The organism is Kosakonia sp. S57 (assembly GCF_016516575.1).
GTDB classification, from domain to species: Bacteria; Pseudomonadota; Gammaproteobacteria; order Enterobacterales; family Enterobacteriaceae; genus Kosakonia; species Kosakonia cowanii.
Genome location: NZ_JACVUL010000014.1, coordinates 17,357 through 35,600, shown reverse-complemented (window position 1 = coordinate 35,600; position 18,244 = coordinate 17,357). Strand labels below are relative to the sequence as shown.

The 18,244-nt window shown below is 58.4% G+C and carries 13 protein-coding genes; 1 reads left to right on the top strand and 12 read right to left on the bottom strand.

Annotated elements, in window-relative coordinates; all coding sequences use genetic code 11:
• Nucleotides 1–4: 4 nt before the first annotated feature.
• From IAE48_RS14525 to aaeX, 4 genes are all read right to left on the bottom strand, one after another.
• Nucleotides 5–1,459: an NAD-dependent succinate-semialdehyde dehydrogenase gene (locus IAE48_RS14525; protein WP_200134815.1), complete on the bottom strand. Its 1,455-nt coding sequence runs from the start codon at nucleotides 1,457–1,459 to the stop codon at nucleotides 5–7.
• A gap of 83 nt (nucleotides 1,460–1,542) precedes the next feature.
• Complete coding sequence (gene aaeB, locus IAE48_RS14520) at nucleotides 1,543–3,510, bottom strand: p-hydroxybenzoic acid efflux pump subunit AaeB (RefSeq protein WP_094422280.1); 1,968 nt, start codon at nucleotides 3,508–3,510, stop codon at nucleotides 1,543–1,545.
• A 5-nt stretch (nucleotides 3,511–3,515) separates the two neighbouring features.
• Nucleotides 3,516–4,448, bottom strand: coding sequence for a p-hydroxybenzoic acid efflux pump subunit AaeA (gene aaeA, locus IAE48_RS14515; protein ID WP_200134814.1), 933 nt, complete (start codon nucleotides 4,446–4,448; stop codon nucleotides 3,516–3,518).
• A 7-nt stretch (nucleotides 4,449–4,455) separates the two neighbouring features.
• Nucleotides 4,456–4,659, bottom strand: coding sequence for a p-hydroxybenzoic acid efflux pump operon protein AaeX (gene aaeX / locus IAE48_RS14510; RefSeq protein ID WP_023480966.1), 204 nt, complete (start codon nucleotides 4,657–4,659; stop codon nucleotides 4,456–4,458).
• Between the two features lie 178 nt (nucleotides 4,660–4,837).
• On the opposite strand from aaeX, the gene aaeR reads away from it, so the two are divergent.
• The gene (gene aaeR, locus IAE48_RS14505) at nucleotides 4,838–5,761 is read left to right on the top strand and encodes an HTH-type transcriptional activator AaeR (RefSeq protein ID WP_094422282.1); all 924 of its coding nucleotides are present in this window, start codon (nucleotides 4,838–4,840) and stop codon (nucleotides 5,759–5,761) included.
• Between the two features lie 42 nt (nucleotides 5,762–5,803).
• Here the strand turns inward: aaeR and tldD are convergent, their stop codons facing one another.
• From tldD to csrD, 8 genes are all read right to left on the bottom strand, one after another.
• Complete coding sequence (tldD, locus tag IAE48_RS14500; protein ID WP_200134851.1) at nucleotides 5,804–7,249, bottom strand: metalloprotease TldD; 1,446 nt, start codon at nucleotides 7,247–7,249, stop codon at nucleotides 5,804–5,806.
• A gap of 84 nt (nucleotides 7,250–7,333) precedes the next feature.
• Nucleotides 7,334–11,128 (bottom strand): AsmA2 domain-containing protein YhdP, encoded by a 3,795-nt coding sequence (yhdP, locus tag IAE48_RS14495; protein WP_200134813.1) that lies wholly within the window; start codon nucleotides 11,126–11,128, stop codon nucleotides 7,334–7,336.
• A 55-nt stretch (nucleotides 11,129–11,183) separates the two neighbouring features.
• A complete protein-coding gene (gene rng / locus IAE48_RS14490; protein WP_076769264.1) occupies nucleotides 11,184–12,653 on the bottom strand; it encodes a ribonuclease G in 1,470 nt (489 codons plus the stop codon).
• The gene (locus IAE48_RS14485) at nucleotides 12,643–13,236 is read right to left on the bottom strand and encodes a nucleoside triphosphate pyrophosphatase (RefSeq protein ID WP_200134812.1); all 594 of its coding nucleotides are present in this window, start codon (nucleotides 13,234–13,236) and stop codon (nucleotides 12,643–12,645) included. The genes rng and IAE48_RS14485 overlap by 11 nt, the downstream gene beginning before the upstream one ends.
• A gap of 8 nt (nucleotides 13,237–13,244) precedes the next feature.
• Complete coding sequence (mreD, locus tag IAE48_RS14480) at nucleotides 13,245–13,733, bottom strand: rod shape-determining protein MreD (protein ID WP_023480801.1); 489 nt, start codon at nucleotides 13,731–13,733, stop codon at nucleotides 13,245–13,247.
• Complete coding sequence (gene mreC, locus IAE48_RS14475) at nucleotides 13,733–14,731, bottom strand: rod shape-determining protein MreC (RefSeq protein WP_200134811.1); 999 nt, start codon at nucleotides 14,729–14,731, stop codon at nucleotides 13,733–13,735. Before mreC ends, mreD begins: the two co-directional genes overlap by 1 nt.
• Before the next feature lie 61 nt (nucleotides 14,732–14,792).
• A complete protein-coding gene (gene mreB, locus IAE48_RS14470; RefSeq protein ID WP_006818047.1) occupies nucleotides 14,793–15,836 on the bottom strand; it encodes a rod shape-determining protein MreB in 1,044 nt (347 codons plus the stop codon).
• A gap of 306 nt (nucleotides 15,837–16,142) precedes the next feature.
• Nucleotides 16,143–18,086, bottom strand: coding sequence for an RNase E specificity factor CsrD (csrD, locus tag IAE48_RS14465; protein ID WP_200134810.1), 1,944 nt, complete (start codon nucleotides 18,084–18,086; stop codon nucleotides 16,143–16,145).
• Between the last annotated feature and the right edge of the window lie 158 nt (nucleotides 18,087–18,244).

The following is an 18,244-nucleotide window of genomic DNA, read 5'->3' as shown; positions in this document are numbered from 1 at the left end:
CTGTTTATAAGCCGCCTAAATGTAGCGTTTTCACTTCCATAAACTCGTCTAATCCCAGCACGGAGCCTTCGCGGCCTAAACCCGACTCCTTCACGCCGCCAAAGGGCGCGACTTCGGTCGATACCGCGCACTCGTTCACGCCGATCATGCCGCTCTCCAGCGCCTGCGAAACGCGGAATACCCGTTGCAGGTTTTGCGTATAGAAGTAGGCTGCCAGCCCAAACGGCGTGGCATTGGCGCGTTTGATCACCTCCTCTTCGCTGGTAAAGCGGAAGCAGGCGGCAAGCGGGCGGAAGGTCTCTTCCTGCGCCAGTTTCATGCCATCGCTACAGTCACCGAGCACCGTCGGCTGCCAGAAGTTACCGCCCAGCGCGTGCGGTTCGCCGCCGGTCAGCACTTTCGCGCCTTTCGCCACCGCATCTTCAACATGCTCACGTACCTTATCGACAGCGGACGACTCAATCAGCGGGCCGACGACCACACCTTCATCCATGCCATTACCCACTTTCAGCGCGTTAACCGCCTCGCTCAGCTTGCGGGTAAACGCGTCATAGACACCCTCCTGGATATAGAAGCGGTTGACGCTAACGCACACCTGGCCTGCGTTGCGGAACTTGTTCGCCACCGCGCCCTGCACTGCGGCATCGATATCCGCATCGTCAAAGACGATATAGGGCGCATTGCCGCCCAGCTCCATTGAGACCTTTTTCATCGTCTCGGCTGCATTGCGCACCAGCGTTTTGCCCACCGCCGTTGAGCCGGTGAAGGAGATTTTGCGCACCTCCGGGCTTGCCATAATGGCATCGCTGATCTCAGAGGTTGTGCCAGCGACCGCGTTCAGCACGCCATCCGGGACACCCGCTTTTTTCGCCAGCGTTAACAGCGCAAAGGCGCTCAGCGGCGTATTGTTGGCGGGTTTGATCACCCCGGTGCAGCCTGCGGCCAGGGCCGGGCCAAGCTTGCGGGTCAGCATTGCCATCGGGAAGTTCCACGGCGTAATGGCCGCGACCACGCCGATAGGTTCACGGGTCGCCAGAATGCGCGATCCCGGCTTAACCGGCGGAATGATCTCGCCGTTGGCGCGTTTGGCCTGCTCGGCAAACCACTGAATAAAGCTGGCGGCGTACTCGACTTCGCCCTCCGCCTCTTTCAACGGTTTACCCTGCTCGCTGGTCATCAAGCGCCCCAGCCAGCTTTTGTTCTCGATAATCAACTCATACCAGCGATAGAGAATGGTTGAGCGCTCTTTGGCGGTTTTTGCCCGCCAGGCGGGAAAGGCGCGCGCCGCGGCGGCTATCGCCTCTTCGGTCTCTTTTTTCCCCGCTTTCGCCACGCGCGCGATCACCTCGCCGCTGGCCGGGTTCAGAACCTCAAAGGTGGTCTCCAGGGTTTTCCAGACGCCATCGACCAGATAACCGGTCTGAAAAAGCGCACTCTCCTGCAATGCCTGCGTGCTCATGAGTTCTCCTGATCTGCGGTGTGTTGATTCTCCTGTGAAGTATAGTCATAAAAAAACCGACGCTTAGGGCGTCGGCTTTGTCATTAATTGCTGGTTAGCGCGTGTTGATACTTATGTAGCATGCCGGTTAACCGCTCGACCGGCTCCGTCACCTGCGGCGAGGCATTCCATTCGCGCAGTTTCTGCTGATAGACCGCCAGCTCTTCAAGCAACTGGGTAAAGTAGCGACGCCGTTTGGTATCGGATCCGGCGGCAATCACCTCAGATGCCGTGCGGCGCAACTGCCGGTGGAAGGCCGAGAGATCGTCATTGATCGGCACCGGCGCATCGCGCAGCCGCTGGTGGGCAATGATCAGTGTTAGCGCGAGGCGGAACTTCGCCACATCGCCGGGAAACTTATTCAGCAGCAGAAAGAGCTGTTGATAGAGCGCCGGGAGGTGGTTCTCTTTACGCCGGGCGGTGTTGGTGGTCATTGCCGAGACCGCCGCCGAGACAAACTGGTTAAGCAGCACGCGTCCGGTGCGCGCCTGCGAGTTATCGCGCACCAGCAGGATCACCGTTATCGCCAGCACCACACCCACCAGCTGCCCGAGCGCGCTGTCGAGGAAGAAGCTGAACTTGAAGGTCATCGGGTTATCCAGCACCAGAATATTGATGGTGCCTGCCAGCGTCGCCATCGATCCCAGCCGCCGTTTCTGCACTTCGATGCCAATAAAGAAGGCCAGCACCGCAAGGCTGATACAGAGCAGCAGCATGCTTTGCTGGGTGGCGGGCAGAATAACCAGGAAGTAGAGCGCGCCAATCGGTAATGCCCACAACATGCCGTAGACGAAATCTTTCGCCACCATAATCGGATTGGGCAGCCGCATCGCCAGCGAGGTGACAACGGCGATCATCACCATCGCCCCGCTGCCGGAGGTCCAGCCGGTCCACAGCCAGAAGAGCGTGCCGAGGGCACAAGAGAGCGTGGTGCGCCAGAAGTTAATCATTGCGTGGTGGCGCTCGGCGGACTCCGCTTTCACCACCGCTTCGCCCCGCAGCACCTCCTCTTCGATGGCGCTGATTTTGGTGTTACCAATCACGCCGCGCTTAAGCAGCAGGTAGCGCGTCGCCGCCCCGACCCAGCTGTAGAGCGTCACCGGCGTGTCGCGCTCGCCGGTCCAGATAATCACCCGGCGCATACGTTTTAACTGCCGGTGCACGTCCTGCACCGTTTCGACCGGCTCGTCGAACAGCTCGCGAAAGGTATCGGTGATCAGATCCGGGCGCGTATTCTGAATCAGGTAGGTCTCGCACGCCTGGGTAATCAGCGTCAGCGAGAGGGTGTTGATTACCTTCAGACGGCGGTTTGCCAGCCCCCAGCGCGAGGATTCGATCTTCAGGTTGCTGCGCATACCGTCCAGCCCGGCGGTGCGGCGAACCAGCGCCGCCCAGGCGGCATCGACCTCTTCGCTGTCGCCATGCTTGATACAGAGTTGCATCAACTGGTAGTGCGCCACCAGCAGGCTATCGAGCTCCTGGTCAATCACCTGCTTCACCGAGCGCGGCGAGAAGAGCAGATCGGCGACAATCGCGCACAAAATCCCCACCACGATCTCACTACAGCGCTCCACGGCGTATTGCGGTGCCAGCAGCGGGTTGGGCTCAATGGTGATAACAATGATCAGCGCCGTATAGCCCGCCAGCCCCCAGGCGTAGGAGTTCTCAACGCGTATCAGCGAAGAGACCCAGGTACAAAAGCCCGCCCAGATGCAACTCACCAGCAGCATCAGCAGCGGCGTGCGGATCAGCATAATGATGATGGTCAGCCCGGCAATACAGCCGATGAAAGTCCCGGCGATACGCAACATACCCCGGTAGCGGATCGCGCCGGAATAAGGCTCGCCGCCTGCCGCAAAAGCGGGACCGGCGGCAACAATCGCCGCGGTCAGCACCGCCCAGCGCGGTGTTTCAAGCTGGAAGTGAAAGCCGACAAACAGCGCCAGCACTACCGCGCCGGCCAGTTTGCAGGCAAAGCGCAGATGCTGGCTGGCGATAGAGAACAGCCCCATAGCGATTACCCCAGCTCACGCAGACGGTGGGCGATTTTACGAAACAGCGAATCGTGGCTGGCGTCGCGATCGGTTTTGCCGGTGACCACGACGGTTGCGGTGGTGCCTGCCGGCCACAGGTTGCCCTGCTGTTTATCCAGACGGATGCGCACCGGCACGCGCTGCGCCAGGCGAACCCATTCAAGGTTGGAGTCGACGGTCGCCATCCCTTTGCTGTCATTGGTGCTGCTGGAGTTGGTTACCCCGGCGGCGACGCTGTCGACGGTGCCTTTCAGCACCTGATTGCTGCCTAACGGCGTGATCTCGGCGCGATAACCGACGCGTACGCCCTCAAGCTTGGTCTCTTCCATATAGGCCAGCACATAGAAACTGTTCTGTTTCACCAGCGCCACGGCGGTAGAGCCGCGGGTGATGAACTCACCGGCATAAACATTGAGGTTGGTGACCCAGCCATCGGCCGGCGCACGAATAGTAGTGCGCTCCAGATCGAGCTTCGCCAGATCGCGCGTCGCCTGCGCTTTCGCTAACTGATGCAGTTCGGTTTGCAGGGTGTTATTCGCCTGATCAATCTCTTCGCGCGACATCGCCTGGATGCCTAGCTGGTTGCGGCGGCCGGCTTCGCGTCGCTTCTCATTGACCAGCGCCTGGTAATAGGCGACATCGGCTTCATCCTGCTCAAGCGCTTTTTGGTAGCGCGGCTGGTCGATGGTGAAGAGCACCTGGCCCTGTTTGACCAGTTGGTTATCGTGAACATCGACGCTGGTGACAAGCCCGGTGACATCCGGGGCGATGGCTACCACGTCGGCGGTGAAGCGCGCATCACGCGTCCAGGGAGATTCGGTGTAGTAAACCCAGGCGCGGAAAATGGCGATAAACGCCAGGATAACAAGCGCCACGGTGATCGCGGTACGGGTGATATTTCTTGTTAGTGTTTTCACTTCTACCTCAAACAAATAAACGCGACAGCAGGTAAAACAGGCAGCAATAGAGCGCGGTGTTAAACAGCGCAGGATGCCAGACAAAATCGTAGATCCCGGTCGGGATCAGCATCCGACGCACCAGCCAGAAAATCGCCAGCGACAAAATCAGCTCGAAAAAAATCGGTGGGAACGACAAACCGAACACCACGATGACGGGAAACAGACTCATGTTGACCTTGGTTTTTTTACGCTTGCAGGTGATAAATCGTTCGTACGCCACCGCAGGAAAGGGCAAGGAGAGCCAGGCGAGAGTGACGTGAATATTATGGATAGATAGTATATTAGCGTAACTGTTATGCTGTTATCTATATTATGTGATCTAAATCACTTTTAAGTCAGAGTGAATAATGGAACGTTTAAAACGCATGTCGGTGTTCGCCAAAGTGGTGGAACTGGGCTCATTTACCGCCGCTGCCCGCCAGTTGCAGATGAGCGTTTCGTCCATCAGCCAGACCGTGGCGAAGCTGGAGGATGAACTGCAGGTTAAGCTGCTGAACCGCAGCACGCGCAGCATTGGGCTGACCGAAGCGGGAAAGATCTACTATCAGGGCTGTCGCAGGATGCTCCATGAGGTGCAGGATGTGCACGAGCAGCTCTACGCCTTTAACAATACGCCCATCGGCACGCTGCGCATCGGTAGCTCTTCAACCATGGCGCAAAATGTGCTGGCAAAAATGACCGCCGAGATGCTGAAAGAGCACCCGGGGCTGTCGGTGAATCTGGTAACGGGGATCCCGGCGCCGGATCTTATCGCCGACGGGCTGGACGTGGTGATCCGCGTGGGCGCGTTGCAGGATTCCAGCCTCTTCTCCCGCCGCCTCGGCACCATGCCGATGGTGGTCTGCGCGGCCAAAAACTATCTCGCCCAGTACGGCACGCCGGAAAAACCGGCCGATATGGTGAACCACTCGTGGCTGGAGTACAGCGTGCGCCCGGATAATGAGTTTGAGCTGGTGGCCCCGGAAGGGATCGCCACGCGCCTGATCCCACAGGGGCGGTTTGTCACCAACGATCCGATGACCTTAACCCGCTGGTTAACCGCCGGCGCGGGGATCGCCTACGTGCCGCTGATGTGGGTGATCGATGAGATCAACAGCGGTCAGCTTGAGATCCTGCTCCCGCGCTACCAGTCGGATCCGCGCCCGGTTTACGCGCTCTACACGCAGAAAGATAAGCTGCCGTTGAAAGTGCAGGTCTGTATTAACTATTTAACGGATTACTTTATCGAGGTGGCGAAGGTCTACCAGAGCATGCAGGGGCGCAGGGTGTGAAAGCGTTCACCCTCTTTGCGCAAAGAGGGTGAACGGTAAGGATTAGGCCGTGCCGCCGACGGTCAGATTGTCGACCTTCAGCGTCGGTTGACCCACGCCAACTGGCAGGCTCTGCCCCTCTTTACCGCAGACGCCAACGCCGTTATCGAGCTTCAGATCGTTACCCACCATGGAGATCTGCTGCATCGCTTCGATGCCGGAGCCAATCAGGGTCGCGCCTTTCACCGCTTTGGTCACTTTGCCTTTTTCAATCAGATAGGCCTCGGAGGTGGAGAAGACGAACTTGCCGGAGGTGATATCCACCTGGCCGCCGCCGAAGTTCGGCGCATAGATGCCGTACTCCACGGATTCGATAATCTCCTGCGGCGTCGATTTTCCCGCCAGCATATAGGTGTTGGTCATGCGCGGCATCGGCAGATGGGCATATGACTCACGACGCCCGTTACCGGTCGGCTTCACGCCCATCAGGCGCGCGTTCATCTTGTCCTGCATATAGCCTTTCAGCACGCCGTTTTCGATCAGCGTATTGTACTGGCCCGGCGTCCCTTCATCGTCAATGGCAACTGAACCACGGCGATCGGCGATGGTGCCGTCATCGACCACGGTGCAAAGCTCGGAGGCAACCAGCTGCCCCATCTGGCCGCTGAATACGGAAGTGCCGCGACGGTTGAAGTCCCCTTCGAGGCCGTGACCAACCGCTTCATGCAGCAGCACGCCCGGCCAGCCTGCGCCCAGCACCACTGGCAGCGTGCCCGCAGGCGCGGCAACGGCAGAGAGATTGACCAGCGCCATACGCACCGCTTCGTGCGCCCAGGCGTCGGCACGAACTTCGCCATCCACCTCTTGCAGGAACCACTCGTAACCGAAACGACCGCCGCCGCCGCTGGCACCGCGCTCGCGTTTACCGTCATCTTCAACCTGTACGCTGACAGAGAGACGTACCAGCGGGCGCACATCGGCCGCCAGCGTGCCGTCCGTCGCCGCCACCAGAATCAGCTCATAGACGCCGGTCAGGCTGGCAGTCACTTCCTGCACCCGCTTGTCGGCAGCGCGTGCCACTTTATCGACGCGACGCAGGATATCGAGCTTCTCTTCGCGGCTCATGCTTTGCAGCGGATCAATGCTGGTATAGAGGCTCTGATGCTCAACCGCGCCGAGAGTTTTGACTTTACCGTCGCCCTCTTCGCGGACGATGGTGCGCGCGGCCTGTGCGCTCTGCTCTAACGCCAACAGGCTGATCTGGTCTGCGTAAGCAAAACCGGTTTTCTCGCCGCTGATGGCGCGCACGCCCACGCCCTGGTCAATATTGTACGAACCATCTTTGATGATGCGGTCTTCTAAAACCCAGGATTCGTGATAGCTCGACTGGAAATAGAGGTCGCCGTAGTCAAGACGACGCGCGGTCAGTTGACCGAGAATGGCAAACAGATCCTGATGATTCAGGCCATTCGCTGCCAGTAGTTGTTCACTCACCAGATTAAGACTCATCATGTTTTCTCGTCGTTGCCGCCACATCGGGCAATAAAAAAGTGCGATACAAGGAGCTTGAGGCAATTCGCTGATGCCGTCAAATCATTGCTTTTTGTCGGCACGCGGCTGGCGCATCACTTCGTTGATCTGCGGCTGGTCTACCGGGCCGGTAATGCGGTAGCGCAAAATGGAGACTTTATTCCACAGCGGACCCAGCACTTTACTGGCCGCGAATACCGCCGCGCCAACAATCGGGTTAACGGCAAACGCCGCCGCCACGCCAACGGTCGCGGAGATTTCCGGTGCCACCACCGCTTCAACATCAAGCTGGCGACGCACCAGATCTACCGAGCCTTTCATCGCGATATCCGCTTCCAGCCCGTCGACCAGCGTGTCATCGGTGTGCAGGACGCCATCTTTGATCCACGCCGTGCTGCGAATGGAGTCAAACCAGAAGCCCTCATTACTGAAGGTGTCGCTGAAATCAAAGCGCAGCTTGCGCAGCAGCGAATCGACGCTGAAGAGGCGCAGGATCTGCCCGGCATGTCCGGTGCTGATATCATCGATTTTGCCTTTGCCGAGGCGTGTGCGCAGAATGCCGTTGAGCGATGCTTCCTGCGGCTGCCACGGCGCGCTGCGCCAGTGCAGATCGTAATTGACGTTGAACGGCGCGTCGCGCACCGGCGTCGGTACCCCAAAGAAGCCCATCGCCGAATCGAGCTTGTCGCCGCGCAAAATGCCCTTAATGGACGTGCGCTCGCCGCCCGCGCGGTTGACCCACTCGCCGTCGGCGGTGAGGCGCGCGACACCGCTGTCGACCAGCCCATTTGCCAGCGTCAGCGTATCGCCTTTAATAGCAAAATCGCCCTCGATACGGCCATATTTCTGCCCCCACAGCCAGCACTCTTTACAGCGCAGTTGCAGATCGGGCCAGCCGCTGAAATCAATGCGCTGCTGCTCGCTGAAAAGCGTGGTTGGCGAAGTGATATCTTTCGTCTTCGCGGCGCTCGCCGGGTTGTAGTAGAGATAACGAATATCGGCCTGCCACGGCGCGTTTTTATTGATCTTCAGCGTCGCGTTAAGCTCGCGGCCCTGCGCGTCAATAGTGGTGCCAGCAAACTGCGGCTGCGAGACGATGCTCATGTTATTCCACTGCTGCCCGCCGAGCGTCAGGGCGGGCGTGCGCAGCGTGATGCGCGACGGCAGCGAAGCGCTGCTGCTGACATGGCTTGCTGCGCCCTGATTAAACAGCGCCAGCCACTGCGCGCCGTCCAGCGGCGGCAGATTAAGCTCCAGCCCGCTCTGCTCCGGCAGCGGCGGTGTGGTTTTACTCTCCGAGGTCCAGATGCCGCGATCGAGCGCCAGCTTGCTGCCGAGCAGCCAGCGGCTGTTGAAGTGATTATCCACGCCTGCGTTACCGGTCAGCGCAAAGCTGTGCAGGTTACCATCCACGTTGACCTTCACCGGCAGCGCATGGCCTGCCCGCTTTTCAAGCGGCGGTGGTAAAGTGCTGGCGATATTGCCGAGATCGCCTGCCAGGTTAACTTTATAGCTCGCTTCGCCGTGGTAAGGGAGCGTCACGCCAACATCCCCTTTCCATGTTACGTTACCGCGCAGCGCATCGTTAAGCTGCTCCGGCAGTACGCCGGTACGTGATGGCTGCCAGTTGCCGTTGAGATTCACCGCCACCTCGTAGGCTTTAGCGCCCTCGGTAGTCGTGAAGTCGAGGTTCAGCGGTTGGTTAAACCAGGTGGCGGTCAGCGGCTCACTCTTCAGGTTGCCATTCTCAAAGCTGAATTTGCCGCTGAGGTTTTTCAGTGTGCTGCTGATGGGCTTGATAAACAGCGAATTGTTTTTCAGCGCGACTTCGCCTTTGGCCAGCGTCATCTCGCCATCCAGCGGAATATCCAGATGTAAGCGAGCGCTCACATCACCATCAATTTGCAGCTCATCTAGCGCGCTGCCGAGCGAGTCATGCAGCGGCGTCTGTTTAAAATAGGGGCCGACCTCTTTGCCCGGCCCATTGATATCGGCATCAATGATCAGCTTCTCTTTGATGTAATCCGGAATCGCAGCGGCCAGCTTGCTGGCGGTCACGCCGCCGAGCATCACTTTGTCGCTCTTCATCCATAAACCGTCATTGAGGAAATCGAGGCTAATGTCGAGGTTTTGCAGCGCAGGCCAGTCCGGCTGGAAGGCAAAGGTGGCATTACGCAGGGGCACCAATACTTCAAACTGCCCCTCATTATGCTTATAGGGGAAGAGGCTCGGGTCACCAGCGAAGACCAGCGTGGCGTTTTCCGTCTGTCCGCCTTTAATTGCGCCGCTGAGATAATCCACCAGCGCTTTGCCCATCAGGTTTTCCGGGAAGTAACGCCAGGCTTGCCCGGCGTCGGAGACGTTAATCCCGGCCAGAATGCTGAGCCACGGCGCTTTGCCTTCCGGTTGCAGATAACGGAAATCCCCGCGCGCATGCAGCCCGGTGGCCTGCACATCAATATTGCGCCCGTCCAGCTGGAAGCCCTGCTCGTTCTTCTGCCAGTTGAGCGTGGCCAGCCCTTTTTCAATCTCCAGCGGCGCACGGAACACCGTCTCATACGGCATCTTCGCCTGTGAGATATCGGCGGTTAGGCGCCCGTTTTCAACGCTCCCCTCAAGCGTGCCGGCGAAGTGCTCCATACCGGGCAGCAGCTTCCACTGATGCCAGCTGAGATCCTGCCAGCGCGCCTGGAAGCGGCTCTTTTCCGGCGTTTTTAATGGAATATCGACCGCCAGCCGCGCAAGCTTGCCCGCCGGTTGCAGGGTGTTCCAGATGTCATACATCGCCGGGGAAATCTTCTGCGCAATCGGCATCAGCCCGTCGAGGCTATTCAGTTCAAGGTTGGTGGCACGAACGCGTAGCTCATCGCTCGCCTCTTTCGCTTCCTGCGCCGGGACCCAGGCAAAGCTGAGGGCGCCCTGCGGCCAGGGTTTATCATCAATCGCAATGCGCGTCACCGGCACGTCAAACTGCCAGCCCGCTTTCTGACGGCTGATATGGGTAGTCAGGTTGTCGACGGTCAAGCGATGGGTGGTGTTATTCCCCAGCCAACTGGCACCGCCTTTTTTCAGCCACACATCGCCGCTTTCAATTTCGCCCTTGTTGAGCGTCATCCACCCTTCGAGGCTAAAGCGGGCGGAGGTCAGCGCGACCTTATCCTGCATCCACTGGCTGAGCCACGGTTTGACGTCGATATCATCGGCTTGTAGCCAGACGCGGCCGTTATTCAGCAGGCCGTTGTCATCGCGCAGATCCATACGCACCTGCATCACGCCATGCTGCCCGGTGAGGCTGGTGAGGCTTACCTGCCCTTCGGCACGGTGGCGATCGTCGCCGTTAAGCCAGGTGAGCTGCGGGATCGCCAGTTCGGCGCGTTGACCAGAGGGGGTTAAAAAGCTTACGCGGCTGTCGCGCAGATCGAAGTGATCGAACTGGCGCAGAAAGAGATCGCTGATGCGATCTTTGCCGAGGGTGTTGTCCTCTTCGCTGCTCTCAAGCGGGGTATTGCTGTTAACCGCGAGTTGGTAAAAGGTGAGATCGCGAAACTGCCAGCGCAGGTGAAGCAGGCTCTGCCAGACGTCGAGCGCCAGGGTAACGCGCTTTACCTCAACGCTGCCGCCATCTTTCAGCGTGGCCTGAATATCGCGAACCTCCAGCTCCGGGCCGAAGGTTTGCCAGCGCGCCTGAAACTCGCTGGCCTTAAGCGGAAGCCCGGTTTGTGCAGAGATGCGCGCCAGAATTGGCTCGCGCCACTCATTAAGGTGGGGTAACACAAGGCGCAGCCCGCTTACCAGCAGCGCCGCGATAACGATCAGCGTCGCGCCTGTAAGCAGTAATATCCCCGGCAGTCGCCTCACGCCTCTCTCCTTGTCAAACCTATCAGACCCGCTTGTTTCGCAGCATGGCCGCGAATTACATCATGACTACGTCAAACTGCTCCTGATTATAGAGCGGCTCGATTTGTACTTTGACCTGCTTACCGACGAAAATTTCCACCTCCGCCAGCGCATGGGACTCTTCGCTCTTCAGCGCTTCCGCCACGGCCGGAGAGGCGTAGACCAGGAAGCGATCGGAGTCGTAGGCGTGATGCACGCGCACGATTTCGCGCATGATTTCATAGCACACCGTTTCGACCGTCTTTACCGTGCCGCGCCCGTGACAGGTCGGGCACTCATTGCACAGCACATGTTCAACGCTTTCGCGGGTGCGTTTGCGGGTCATCTCCACCAGACCAAGCTGGGAGAAACCGTTGATGCTGGTTTTCACCCGGTCTTTACTCAGCGCCTGCTCCAGCGAGTGCAGCACGCGGCGGCGGTGATCCTCATTATTCATATCGATAAAGTCGATGATGATAATGCCGCCGAGATTGCGCAGCCGCAGCTGGCGGGCGATCGCCTGGGTGGCTTCAATGTTGGTATTGAAGATGGTGTCGTCGAGATTGCGATGGCCGACAAACGCGCCGGTGTTGATGTCGACGGTGGTCATCGCTTCGGTTTGATCGATGATCAGGTAGCCGCCCGATTTCAGCTCGACTTTGCGCTCCAGCGCGCGCTGAATTTCATTCTCGACATCAAAGAGATCGAAGATTGGCTGGCGGCCGCTGTAGTGCTCAAGCTTGCTGGTCATCTCCGGGATGTACTCCGCGGTAAACTCCAGCAGTGCTTCAAAGGTGAGGCGCGAGTCAACGCGGATGCGATCGAGATGGGCATCGGCGAAATCGCGCAGGACGCGCTGAGCTAACGCCAGCTCGCCGTAGAGTTTATAACGCGTCTGCTGGCGCTTTTTGCGCTCCATTACCTTCGTCCAGACGCGCTTCAGGTAGGCCGCGTCAGAGGCGAGATCCTCTTCGCAAACCCCTTCCGCCGCGGTGCGAATGATAAACCCGCCCTGCTCATCGCAGTAGCTCGCCACCACCTTTTTCAGGCGATCGCGCTCGGCTTCGCTCTCAATACGCTGAGAGACGCCAACGTGCGCGGCGCCCGGCATAAAGACCAGGTAACGGGAGGGTAAAGTGATGTCGGTGGTGAGACGCGCGCCTTTGGTGCCGAGGGGATCTTTCACCACCTGCACCATCAGGTCCTGGCCCTGGCGCACCAGCTCGGAGATATCGCGCACGGTAAAGTTCTTCTGCTCTTCACCGGCGACGCATTCGGTGTGCGGCATAATGTCGGAGGCGTGTAGAAACGCCGCCTTTTCCAGACCAATATCTACAAAAGCCGCCTGCATACCCGGTAGCACCCGGCTGACCCGACCTTTGTAGATATTGCCTACTATCCCGCGCCGTGCTTCGCGCTCGATATGAATTTCCTGCAGAATGCCGCCGTCAATATAGGCAACACGCGTTTCCGATGGTGTAACGTTGACCAGTAATTCAGCCGTCATGATTATCTCTTCCTTCACGCACTGCGTTGAAATTGCTCAGCAATTCAAAGGTTTCCACCAGCGGCAAGCCAACGACAGCGTGATAGCTCCCGTTAATTTTCCTGACAAAGCAGCCGCCCAGCCCCTGAATACCATACGCACCGGCTTTATCCAGCGGTTCCCCGCTCGCTACATAGTCGGCAATATCCTTTTCTGATAACGCTCTGAAGGTCACTTCGGTTTCCACCAGACACTCCAGCACCTGCTCACGGTCCGCGATAGCGACGGCGGTCATCACCTGGTGAGTCTGCCCGGAGAGTTGACGCAGCATAGTGGGAGCATGCGAGGAGTCCTGCGGTTTTTCAAGCACTTCCCCATTTAATATGACAATAGTGTCGGCGCCCAGCACCGGCAGATCGCGCGATACCATCGCCACGCCCGCCTGCGCTTTTTCCCGCGCCAGCCGCGCTACGTACTGCCTGGCGCTCTCGCCGGCCTGCCGCTGCTCCTCGATACCCGGAACAATACGCTCAAACGACACCCCAAGCTGCGTCAGCAATTCCTGACGGCGGGGAGAACCAGAAGCAAGCCAGATAGCTGTCATATCAACCTTTATTGCACCGCAAACTGCTGACGGATCTTACGCATAAGCAGGAAGATCCACGGCCAGAGCACGCCATTGACCAGGCTGCTCCAGAAAATTTCTGGTTTGAACGAGACGTTGATCACCAAAAATTCGGCCCAGAAGACGACCACTTCTGTTGCCAGCGACAATAACATTACTACCAGCGCCTGTTGCCAGAGCGCCAGATTACGGAATAACTGAAATTTCAGTGCGACCAGATAGGCGACGATGCTCAGGGAGAGCGCCCGTACGCCAAGGGTGGATCCGCTAATGAGATCCAGTATGGCACCCATCGCGAAACCCGTACCGACATTTACGCGGTGCGGCAAGGCGAGGATCCAGTAGAGCAGAATCAGCAGCACCCAGTTTGGCCGGTAGACGATGATGTCATCCGGCCAGGGCATGATTTGAAGCAATAGCGCAATGAAAAACGAGAGCCAGATGACCCAGCGCCCCTGGCTACGATAACTTGCCACTACTGCCCTCCCGACGATTGTTGCGGCATCGGCTGGGTTAAGCCGGTCGCCGGCGCAGGCATCGGTGCAGGCGGCCCCATGGTGTCCGGAGAAGGCAGCACCTGCGGCATCATCTGCAGCAGACGCTCGTTCGCCACGCGGTGAACATCTTCCGGCGTGCGCGGGTTAGCGCCGTTGCGATCGGAGCCCCAGAGCAGCAGCAGGTAACGTAAACGTTGCAGACCGGCGGTTGGACGCGCCTGAATCACCGTGTACGCCCGCTGGGTATCAAGTTTCACCGAGGAGACCACCGCAACCGGATAGCCTTCCGGGAAACGTCCGCCGAGACCGGAGGTCACCAGCACATCACCCACGCGAATATCGGTATTCGCCGGCAGATGTTCTAACTGCAGATCGTCAGTACAGCCGTTACCGGCGGCAATGACGCGGATATCGTTACGCAGCACCTGGATCGGCAGCGCGTGGGTCGCATCGCAAATCAGCAGCACGCGGCTGGTCATTTTCGCAACCGCGATAACCTGGCCGACAACGCCTTTATCGCTGATCACCGGCTGGCCTTCGTAAACGCCGTTGACGCTGCCTTTATCAATAACCACCTGATCGCTATAGGGATCGTTAACCGTTGAGATCACCTGGGTGACCATTTTTTGCTCATCCTGACGCAGCGGCGAGCCGAGCAGTTCGCGCAGCCGCGCGTTCTCCTGCCTGTACTGCCCTAACATCAGCAGCTCGCTGTTTTTCAGCAGCAGCTCCTGGCGCAGCGCCCGGTTTTCGAGTTCGAGCTGATCGCGCGAAGCCAGCGTTTGCGACACGCTGTCTAATAATTCGCGGGGACCATTGGAAATAAAATAGAAAGGGCTGACGGCCGTATCCATGTACGTCCGGATCTGGCTGAACGTACCGAGGCGGCTGTCGGCGATGATGACTCCAAGCGCCACCAAAACCGCCAGGAACAGGCGAATCTGCAGTGACGGGCCACGGCTAAAAATTGGCTTCATAGGCTTTGCGTATTCTCAGGCCAGACAGATACGGAGCACGAGGCCCCGTATCTGACGCGGATTACTCTTCGCTGAACAAGTCGCCGCCGTGCATATCGATCATTTCCAGCGCCTTGCCGCCGCCACGCGCTACGCAAGTCAGGGGATCTTCTGCCACTACCACAGGAATACCCGTCTCTTCCATCAGCAGACGGTCGAGGTTGCGCAGCAGCGCGCCGCCGCCGGTCAGAACCATACCGCGCTCGGAGATATCGGATGCCAGCTCCGGCGGGCATTGCTCCAGCGCGACCATGACAGCGCTAACGATGCCGGTCAGCGGCTCCTGCAGGGCTTCAAGGATTTCGTTGGAGTTCAGGGTGAAACCGCGCGGTACACCTTCTGCCAGGTTACGACCGCGCACTTCGATTTCGCGCACTTCATCGCCCGGGTAGGCAGAGCCGATTTCGTGTTTGATACGTTCTGCGGTGGCTTCACCAATCAGCGAGCCGTAGTTGCGGCGCACATAATTAATGATCGCTTCGTCGAAGCGGTCGCCGCCGATGCGGACAGAGGAGGAGTAAACCACGCCGTTTAAGGAGATAACGGCGACTTCGGTGGTACCACCACCGATATCAACGACCATAGAACCGGTCGCTTCGGAAACCGGCAGACCCGCGCCAATCGCGGCGGCCATCGGCTCTTCAATCAGGAACACTTCGCGGGCGCCAGCGCCCTGCGCGGATTCACGAATCGCGCGGCGCTCAACCTGCGTTGCGCCAACCGGCACACAGACCAGTACGCGCGGGCTTGGGCGCATAAAGCTGTTGCTGTGTACCTGCTTGATAAAGTGCTGCAGCATCTTTTCGGTCACGAAGAAGTCCGCGATTACGCCATCTTTCATCGGGCGGATTGCAGCGATATTGCCCGGCGTACGACCAAGCATCTGCTTCGCTTCATGACCGACTGCGGCCACGCTTTTCGGTGAACCGGCACGATCCTGGCGAATGGCCACTACGGAAGGCTCATTCAGTACGATGCCTTGTCCTTTTACATAAATCAGGGTATTCGCGGTACCCAGGTCAATGGACAGGTCATTGGAAAACATGCCACGAAATTTTTTCAACATACTAAGGGATAATCCTGAAAGCTGGGGCGGAAAGAAAAATCCGCTTACTTTACCAACCACACGCAGCAGCGACAAGGCACAAGAAGTCTCAGCTACGGTGAAAATTAGTGCAGTTTGTTTCCTTTGTTGCAAAACGACATGACTCTGTCCGGAAGCGTAAAAAAACCGTCGTTCCGGCACGTTGCGCCTGCAAGCTGGCAAAGGTCAAACCGGCATTTTTACTGCAACAATCTGGCGGGCAGGCTCACACGCCCCCCGACCACGGCAGCGCGCGTTATTCTACGTGAAAACGACTCAAACAGCAGTTCAAACCGAATATCTTTGTGAATATTTTTTCACATTGGTGTCGAGCGGCTGGGACGCCGCGAAGAAATCGCCCTGTCCGCCCGCAACGCCTCGCTCCACCAGCATCTGCCATTCGCCGCGCGTGCGAACGCCGGTCGCAAAGACGCGGGTTCGTGTGCCTTTACACGCTTCAACAAGGCTCTGTACCAGCAGCTGGTTTTCGGTGCGCTTCTCAATGTTCCTGACCAACCCCGGATGCAGCTTCAGTAACTCAACATCCAGGGCTTTGATCCAACTGGTGCTGACCAACGTCAGACCCGCCTGAACCACCGCCACGCGCGCGCCTAATCCATTGATCAATCGCACGACCGACTGCAATCGGCTGATGTGTTGACACACATCGGCCTCTGCAAGTTCAAAAATAATCCGTTTGCGTTGCGATTTTTCGCATTGCATCAAGGTATCGCGCAGCCAGCGCTGGAAGCGCGGGCGGATCAGCGACTCGACGGTGACCTCAATGGCGAGGTTCTCTTCAGGCCAGTAGCCGAGGAACGGCATTAAGCGCGTGATCTGCAGCCGGTCATACTCCTCTGACAGGCCAAATTGCAGCACCATCTGCATATACTCTTCGGCGATCACCTCCTGCTCGCCGTCGAAAATGCGGCACATTAGCTCCCGGTGGTGCACTTGCCCGTCGCGGTTAACCGCCGGTTTCTGGTAGACGCGCGGCCCACCGCGATTCAGCATCTGCTCAATCAGCGTGCGCCAGCGCACATTGCCGCGCCCCTGCTCCGGTAACGAGTCGTCATAGACTGACCAGCTATTGGTGCCCTGCAGCACCGCGTTGCGCGCCGCCGCCTCCGCGTGCTCCATCACCTGCCGGGTCGACTGCCCGCCGCGCCAGCTGCAGATGCCGATATGCATAATGTCTTCCCGGGTCAACATTTTGGTCGGCGGCAAGCCATCCACCGCTTTCAGGATCTGCCCGGCGATGCTCTCCGCCTCTTTTAATGTGCGGTGCGGAAGCAGTACCGCGAAGTCACTGCGGTGATAGCGTGCCAGCAGCGCGCCGGGGTAACGCATAATAAAGGTGGAGAGCAGGTTAATAAGGGTAAAGAGATACTCTTCGGCGGCAGAGGCAAGCCCGTCGCTGTCGCGCAGCAGGTCAAAATCGGGCAGGCGGATCATCATCACCACGCCGTGCGAGCCGACCTTTTCCTGATCTTCTAATAGTGTTGCCAGTTGATTATCAAAAAAGAGGCGGTTATTGAGGCCGGTGCGCGTGTCCTGCGCCGCGTAAGAGCGGATCAGCGTATCCATGCGGCTGCGCTGATCGCTGGCAAACTGAATATCGGTGAGTAAGACGTCCAGCGCGCTGCTGGTGCGCGACGGCCACTCATAGATGCTGCCGCGCACCTGTGCGCCGCGCTCACCGTTAAGAATGCGCGTCGCCCGCAGTTCGAGCAGCTCCTGGCCAGAGAGTTGGCGCCGCAGCCAGCGCACCGCGAGGAAAATAATGACTATCATAAAACCAATCGCCACCGTCAGCGGCGCGGTGGTCATCATTGAGCGGAAGTAGTTGGCCATCGGATCCTGATAGACCAGCGTGAAGGTCACGCCGGGGATCTTCATCGACGGCATCTCAATCTCGCGCATGGCGGAGTTACTGCCCGCCGGGCGATAACTCCCTTTGCGCGTATGGCTTAAAAGGGTATGGCGGCCCTGCTTGATGGCAATCGAGGTGATATCGACCGGCACCATCATCTCATCAAGCTGCGTTGAGAGGCGCGGAAGCGGTGTGGAGATCAGGCGGGTGTCGATAACGGCAGCGACGGCCTGGACGCGGTTGGCGACTTTATCTTGTATGGCGTTATAAAAGCTGAGTGAGCAGCCGATGAGCGTGACGAAAATCGCCAGCCCGGTGAGAAGCGTTACAAAAGCACTAAATTTCGTCGTTAATCGCATCCCTGATTTAACTCCGCGCGTGTAAAGAACAGAACGATATCGCCTGAAGAAGGTCTGTATAGTAAGCACTAACTTTTGAGCTTCGCCGCGACACGCGCGCGCACTGCGGTGAAGCCTGAAAATGGCACACCGTTTCACCCAGCGAGTATAGTCTTCAG

What these genes read in the sequence shown, in the direction of transcription:
- IAE48_RS14525 (WP_200134815.1), bottom strand. Translation starts at nt 1,459, where the DNA reads ATGAGCACGCAGGCATTGCAGGAGAGTGCGCTTTTTCAGACCGGTTAT.
- aaeB (WP_094422280.1), bottom strand. Translation starts at nt 3,510, where the DNA reads ATGGGGCTGTTCTCTATCGCCAGCCAGCATCTGCGCTTTGCCTGCAAA.
- aaeX (WP_023480966.1), bottom strand. Translation starts at nt 4,659, where the DNA reads ATGAGTCTGTTTCCCGTCATCGTGGTGTTCGGTTTGTCGTTCCCACCG.
- aaeR (WP_094422282.1), top strand. Translation starts at nt 4,838, where the DNA reads ATGGAACGTTTAAAACGCATGTCGGTGTTCGCCAAAGTGGTGGAACTG.
- tldD (WP_200134851.1), bottom strand. Translation starts at nt 7,249, where the DNA reads ATGAGTCTTAATCTGGTGAGTGAACAACTACTGGCAGCGAATGGCCTG.
- rng (WP_076769264.1), bottom strand. Translation starts at nt 12,653, where the DNA reads ATGACGGCTGAATTACTGGTCAACGTTACACCATCGGAAACGCGTGTT.
- IAE48_RS14485 (WP_200134812.1), bottom strand. Translation starts at nt 13,236, where the DNA reads ATGACAGCTATCTGGCTTGCTTCTGGTTCTCCCCGCCGTCAGGAATTG.
- mreC (WP_200134811.1), bottom strand. Translation starts at nt 14,731, where the DNA reads ATGAAGCCAATTTTTAGCCGTGGCCCGTCACTGCAGATTCGCCTGTTC.
- mreB (WP_006818047.1), bottom strand. Translation starts at nt 15,836, where the DNA reads ATGTTGAAAAAATTTCGTGGCATGTTTTCCAATGACCTGTCCATTGAC.
- csrD (WP_200134810.1), bottom strand. Translation starts at nt 18,086, where the DNA reads ATGCGATTAACGACGAAATTTAGTGCTTTTGTAACGCTTCTCACCGGG.